Source organism: Pseudomonas entomophila (assembly GCF_029478665.1).
GTDB lineage: Bacteria > Pseudomonadota > Gammaproteobacteria > Pseudomonadales > Pseudomonadaceae > Aquipseudomonas > Aquipseudomonas entomophila_F.
The window spans coordinates 1-6,902 of the sequence record NZ_JARPQB010000092.1 but is presented as its reverse complement, the minus strand read 5'-3'; the positions used below and the strand labels follow the sequence as shown (position 1 = coordinate 6,902).

The following is a 6,902-nucleotide window of genomic DNA, read 5'->3' as shown; positions in this document are numbered from 1 at the left end:
AGAAATCGTAGCTGAGGCTGGTGTAGTAGAGCGCGCCCTGCGCACCTTCGGGGCTGGTGATCGAGTACTTCTGCACGCCATACAGCTGCGCGCCTTCGAGCTTGTCCGGGTGGCTGTCGAACAGGTTGATCGCGCCCACCGACAGGGTCAGCCCCAGGCCGAAGCGGTAGGCCACATCGAGATCGGTCACCCACTGTGCGCCGAAGGTCTGGTCCAGGGCCGGGTTGGCGGCGTTGCGGTTCTGCCACTCGCCATAACGGCGCTGGGCCACGGTCACGCTCCAGCCGTCATACAGCCAGTTGGCGCCCAGGGTCAGCTTGTCCTTGGGCGTGCCGTCCTCGATCAGCCCTTGGGTGTTGCGGCCGATGATCTGGTTGCCGGGGATGCCGCCCACGTCGTCCAGCCCGGTGATGCGGGTGTTGCTGCGGGCATAGCCACCGTTGAGGTCGAGCCGGCCCCAGGCGCCGAGGTCGAGCTGGTAGTGCCCGGCCAGCTCGATGCCGTCGGTGCGGGTGTCGGCGATGTTGGTGTAGAACGCCGCGCTCTGGATGCTGGCGTAGGGCGTGCCGGCGAAGATCGGCCCGACCACTGCGGCCGGCAACTGGTCGGAGAGGGTGATGCGGTTGTCGATGTCGATACGGTAGGCGTCGACGGTCAGCGAGGCGTTGGGCAGTGGGCGCCACACCAGGCCCACGGAGAAGTTGGTCGATTCCTCCGGCTTGAGCGCCTTGCCGCCGAGCAGCCGTGCCTCAGGGCTGTCGGCGCGCAGGGTGCGCTGCTGCACCTCGATCCAGTTGCCGCTGCCCGGTGGTTGCTCGACCACCTGCACGCTGAACGACGACAGCCCTGCCTGCACCAGCGACGGTGCGCGGTAGCCGGTGCTGGCACTGGCCCGGGCCGCGATCGCGGGGGTGAAGTCGTAGCGCAGCGACAGCTTGCCGTTGGTGGTGTCGCCGAAATCCGAATAGTGCTCGCTGCGCAGGGCGAAACCGGCCTGGAATCTCTCGGTGACCTGCCCTTCGAGGTCGAAGTAGGCGCCGATCACCCGGCGATCCAGCGAGCTGGCGTCCACCTGGGTGATGCCCGAGTAGTAGCCGGGGATGCGTCGCCCGGTCAGTGGGTCGACGGTGTTGAACAGGGGGCCGTTCTGCCAGCCTTGGGCATCACCGGCCGTGAGTTGGTAATTCTCCTCGCGCCAGGCCAGGCCGGCGGACAAGGTGAGTGGCTTGTACAGCAGGTCGGTGGCGAAGTCGCGAGTCCAGTCCAGGGTGAGGTTGGTCTGGTCGGCCTCGCGCCGGCCGGTGTCGATCGTCGAGGCGCTGGCGGTGCCCCAGCTGGGGTTGATGGCTTCGCGGTCGGTGGAGTCGAGGCGGTTGTTGCCGTGGTTCAGCGCCAGGTCGAAGTGACCGAGCATCTCGTCCTCGTAGCGCAGCCCACCGGTGACGGCATAGTCCTCAAGGCGGTAGCGGGTGATCGGCAGGCGCCCGTCCGGGTAGCGGGCCAGGGCCACGCTGCCGTAGTTGTTGCGCAGGGTGGTGGGCGGGTCGAAGAAGTTCTCGGCGTCGCTGTTCTTGTGCGCATAAGTGGCCAGGCCATAGGCGCTCAGGCCTGCGCCCAGGCCCATCTCGGCGTTGGCGGTGACGTTGTACTGGTCCGAGACATTACCTGAGCCCCAGCGCCAGTTGCGGTAGCGGTTGTTCTGCTCGCGCGGGGTATTGGTGCTGGTGGAGCCGGGGTAGAACAACCGGTTGTCGTCGCGGGTATCGCTGGCCGGGTCCTGGCTGCCGGCGTCGAAGGCCAGGGTGAGGAAGCCGTCGTTGGGCAGGGCGAAGCCCTTCCAGCCGCTGAGTTTGCGCTGCAGGCCATCGCCCTTGGCGTAGCCACCGAAGCGGTAGCCGAGGTTGCCGCCGTCGTCGCGTTCCTTGAGCACGATGTTGATCACCCCGGCGATGGCGTCCGAACCATACTGGGCGGCGGCGCCGTCGCGCAGGATCTCGACCCGTTCCACGGCTGACAACGGGATCAGGCTCAGGTCCACCGCCGCCGCGCCGCGGCCGTTGACCAGGCCCTGGCGGGTGACGTTGGCGCTGGTGTGGCGGCGCTTGCCGTTGACCAGCACCAGCACCTGGTCGGAGGCCAGGCCGCGCAGCGAGGCGCCCTGGGCGATGGAGCCGGCGAAGGCGCCTTGCGGTGACTGGGGGTAGTTGAACGAGGGCGACAGGGCGGTGAGGGCGCCGGACAGGTCCTGGGCGCCGGTCTGTTGGAGTTTCTCGCCGCTGAGCACGTCCACCGGGGCGGCGCTCTGCAGGGCGGTGAGGTCGCTGCGGTGGGTGCCGACCACGACCACGGTCTCGAGCTGGTCGGCGGCGAGGGCGGGCAGGGCTAGGCTGCCGATGGCCAGGGTGAGGGCCAAGGGGGTGAAGTGGGGCATGGGGTGTCCTTTTTGCATGGCAGTGGGGCCTCTGCGAGGCCCTTTCGCGGCGCAAGGCCGCTCCTACAGGGGCCGCGCAATCCTTGTAGGAGCGGCCTTGCGCCGCGAAAGGGCTGCGCAGCAGCCCCAGGTCAGAAAGTCAGAACCGGCTGGTAACACTCATCCCGACGGTGCGCGGGTCGCCGTAGGTGATCACGTACTGCCCGGCGCCGCCGTTGGGCCGGCCATGCACCTGGTAGCGGCGGTCGGTGAGGTTGTTGACGAAGCCGGTGACGCTGAGCTTGTCATCGGCGCTGAACCAGCTCAGGCGTGCATTGGCCAGGGTGTAGTGCGGTTGGCTGAGGGTTGCGTCGGCGCTGCCCTGGCGGTCGGCGAGGAAGTACTCCTTGTCACGGAAGCTCACGTCGCCACCGGCCACTACACGGCCCGGCACGTCCAGCGGCAGGGTGTAGTCGGCGCCCAGCGACACCACGTTGCGCGGCGAGCGCACGAAGCGGTTGCCGCTGTAGTCGCCGGTCACTACGCCGGTGGTCGGGTTGGTGTTCTTGAAGTCGGTGTACTCGGTGTCGAGGAACGACAGCGCCGCGCGCAGGTGCAGGCGTTCGGTGGGCTGGCCTTCGATCTCCAGCTCCGCGCCCTTGACCTTGCCCTTGGCGCCGTTGGTCAGGGCGGTGGTGAGCACGCCGTCGTTGACCGTCAGCAGGTTCACCTGGATGTCCGAGTAGTCGTAGTAGAAGACGTTGGCGTTGACCGTCAGGCGCCGGTCGAACCACTCGGACTTGAGCCCCAGCTCGTACGCGTCCAGTTCTTCCGGGTCGACCGTGGTCAACTGCGCCAGGCTGGTGGACAGCCCGGTATTGAAGCCGCCGGAGCGAAAGCCGTGGGCATAGCGGAAGAACACCCGCAGGTTGTCGTTGATGCGGTATTCCGGGGTCAGGTCGTAGGTCCAGGCTTCCCAGGTCTTGTCTTCCTGGCGGTTGCCGTTGCTGCCGGCGCCGGCGATGGGGATCAGCGGGCCGTTGGCGCTGGCGCGGGTCAGTTGCACCAGGTCCAGGTCGATGTCCTTTTTCTCCTGGGTCCAGCGCAGGCCGCCGGTCACGCTGAAGGCGTCGGTGAATTCATAGGTGACGTTGCCGAACAGCGCGTAGCTGTCGGTGCGGTGGTCGAAGCCCAGGTCGCGGTAGGCCGTGCTGCCGACCTGGTTGGAGCCGGTGCCGTTGGGTGTCGGGCCTGGGGTGACGATGCGCTGCGCGGCGCTGTCGAGGTCTTCGTGGAAGTAGTGGGCACCGAGCAGCCAGTGCAGCGGGCGATCCTCCGGCGAGGCCAGGCGCAGTTCCTGGGACCACTGGCGGTAGCTGTTGTCGGTGATCGCGGCGCCGTTGACCTCGTAGGGGGTGTAGTCGGCGTCGGTGGTGGAGCGGTTGCGGATGTAGTCGTAGGCGCTGATCGAGGTCAGGGTGTAGTCGCCCAGGTACCAATTGAAGGTCAGCGAGGCACCGTCGTGGTCGAGGCGGTAGTCCTCGTTGACGTTGAGCGAGATGTCGCGGCCGTTGGGGCGCTCGTAGCCGACATTGTAGTAGCGGCCCACCGGCAGCGAGCCGTTGCTGCCGTCGCCCTTGAACTGGCGGCTGTGGAGTTTCAGCAGGGCGTCGAGGTTGGGGTTGAGCTGGGCGAGGAACTGCACGCGCACGGCCTTCTTGTTCACGTCGCCATAGCTGTTGCCGTCGTAGTCATTGTTCTGGAAACCGTCGCGCTCCTCGGAATACAGCGACACCCGGCCGGCCAGTTTCTCGTCCACCAGGGTGCCGCCGAGGGCGCCGTTGAGGATGCGTTCGTTCTTGCTGCCGAAGCCGATGGTGCCGTAGCCGTCGGTGTCGAAGGTCGGCTTCTTCGAGATCACGTTGACCGCGCCGGCCGTGGTGTTCTTGCCGTACAGGGTGCCCTGCGGGCCGCGCAGGATCTCGATGCGCTCCAGGTCGAACAGCGGCCCGCCGCCGGCGACGGGGGCGTTGAGGTAGACGTCGTCGGCATAGATGCCCACCGGGTAGACCGTCGCCGCGCCGGTGTCGCCGGTGCCCAGACCGCGGATGTACCAGCGCGGGCGACCGTCGCCGTCGGGGTTCTTGGCCGAGGCGTTGGGCACGAAGGTGGTGATGTCGCCCATCGCGCGCACGCCGTCGGCCACCAGTTGCGTGCCCTTGATGGCCGACACGGCCACCGGCACTTCCTGCAGCGTCTGTTCGCGGTGCTGGGCGGTGACGGTGACGGTCTCCAGGGCCGGCTCGGGCTTGTTGTCATCGGCGGCGAAGGTGTGGCTGGCGGTGCTGCCCAGCAACAGCGCGAGGCTGATCTGGCGGGCTAGCGGATGGCGCTGGTGCATGTGGAGTCTCCCCATATTGAAACGTTGTTGGGGAGTGCTGGAGCAGGGACTGTGCCAGTCTCATAACTTATTGTTTTTGCTTGTTTTTATTGGGTTTCTTCAGGTGCTGTGCGGATTGGGCAACAGAGAGGTGCTTGCTGGGTGTTGCTGGCGCAGCAGGGGCTTCATAAATGTCTTACGCGTTTCAAGGAAAGCTCCTACGCGAGCTCGGATCGGTCCTGCATATCTGGTTGAGAAGTTCCGCTAGCGTGGCAGTTTTCCCCGCTTTGCAAGGGGCAATGCTGCACCCCGGCCAAGGTGGCCCAACCAGGGACAACGGATGTTCGAATCATTACCCCCCGACCGCCTGCGTTTTCACGTACCGGCGCTCCAGCCTGAGCTTCAGGTCCTGAAATTCGACGGCGACGAATACATCAGCAGGCTCTTCCGCTTCGAGCTCGAACTGGTCAGCGAAAATGCCCGCCTGCCGCTCGAGCGGCTGCTCAACCAACCGGCCTTTCTCGCTTTCGATGGCGAGGACTGCGGTATCCACGGCGTCATCAGCCGGTTCCGCCAGGGCGCTATCGGCGACCGCCTCACGCACTACCACGCCCGCCTGGAGCCACGCTTGGCGCGGCTGGGCCTGCGCACCAACCAGCGGGTCTTCCAGCAACGCACGGTGGCGCAGATCATCGGCCAGGTGCTCGAAGAGCACGGGCTGCTCGGTGACAGCTACCGCTTCCTCCTCGAAGAACCCTACCCACCGCGCGAGTACTGCGTGCAGTACGGCGAAAGCGACCTGGCGTTCATCGAGCGGCTGTGCCAGGAAGACGGCATCCACTACCACTTCACGCATTCGCGCCAGGGCCACGGCGTGGTGTTCGCCGACCACCAGTCGCACTTCCCCTGCCTCGGGCGCGCCCTGGGCTTTCATCCCCCCACCGGCCTGCAGGCCGACACCCCGGTGGTCAGCCAGTTCGGCGTGAGCGTGCGCACCGCGGTCAACCAGGTGGAGCTGCGCGACCACGACTTTCGCAAGGCTGCGCTGCCGCTGGCCTACCCGAGCAGCACCGGCGAGGCCCAGGTGCTGCCCTTGGAGCACTACGCCTACCCCGGTGGCCTGCGCCAGACCCTCGACCAGCAGCGCGGCGCTTCGCTGAGCAAGCGGGTGTTGCAGCGCTGTCGCTTCAACCATTGCCTGGCCGAAGGGGCCAGCGATGCGGCGTTTCTGCTCAGCGGCCACCTGCTGCAGCTGACCGACCATCCCCGCGAGGCCTGGAACGACCTGTGGCTGCTCACCCACGTCCACCACGAAGGCCACCAGCCCCAGGTGCTTGAGGAGCACGCCACAGCCGATGCGCAGACGCGCTACAGCAACACCTTCAACGCCATCCCCTGGGACGTGCTGTTCCGCCCGCCGCTGGCCCGGCCCCGGCCGCAGGTGCCCGGCTGCCAGGTGGCCAGGGTCACCGGCCCGCCCGGCGAGGAGGTGTATTGCGACGCCCTGGGCAGGGTCAAGGTGCAGTTCCACTGGGACCGCGAAGGCCGGGGCGACGCGCACTCCAGCTGCTGGTTGCGGGTGCTGTCCAGCTGGTCCGGCGACCGGTACGGCGCGGTCACGCTGCCCCGGGTCGGCATGGCGGTGGTGGTCAGCTTCCTCGACAACGACCCCGACCAGCCCGTGGTCAGCGGCTGCCTGCCCGACAGCCTGCACCCGCCACCCTACGCCTTGCCCGAATACCGCAGCCGCACGGTGCTGCGCAGCCGCAGCCTGGGCGGCGGCGGGGGCTACAACGAACTGGCCATGGAGGACCGCGCGGGGCAGGAGCTGCTGTACCTGCGCGCCCAGCGCGATTACGAGCGACAGGTGGGCAACGACAGCCACGAGGCGATCGGTGGCCGGCGCGAGGTGCGGGTGAAGGGCCTCAGCCGGGTCACCCTGGAGGCCGAGGAGCAGCGCACCGTCGGCGGGCATCGCCAGGTGTTGATACGGGCCAGCGACCACCTGGTGGTCGAGGAGGGCAGCCAGACCCGCGTGGGCACGGTGCTGGTGCAGCACGCCGGGCGCCAGGTGCAGGTGTCGGCGGACGGCGAAGTGGTGGTGGAGGGCGG

3 protein-coding genes are annotated in these 6,902 nt (G+C 67.5%); 1 reads left to right on the top strand and 2 read right to left on the bottom strand.

Features of this window, described 5'->3' with window-relative positions; genetic code table 11:
* Both P5705_RS25725 and P5705_RS25720 read right to left on the bottom strand, forming a co-directional pair.
* On the bottom strand, nt 1-2,431 hold a 2,431-nt coding region (locus P5705_RS25725), incomplete at its 3' end, for a TonB-dependent receptor plug domain-containing protein (RefSeq protein WP_277463680.1).
* A gap of 139 nt (nt 2,432-2,570) precedes the next feature.
* Nucleotides 2,571-4,811: a TonB-dependent receptor gene (locus P5705_RS25720; protein WP_277463679.1), complete on the bottom strand. Its 2,241-nt coding sequence runs from the start codon at nt 4,809-4,811 to the stop codon at nt 2,571-2,573.
* A gap of 319 nt (nt 4,812-5,130) precedes the next feature.
* Between P5705_RS25720 and P5705_RS25715 the strand changes: the two genes are divergently transcribed.
* Nucleotides 5,131-6,902 (top strand): type VI secretion system tip protein VgrG (locus P5705_RS25715; protein ID WP_277463678.1); only part of this gene is annotated, 1,772 nt, incomplete at its 3' end.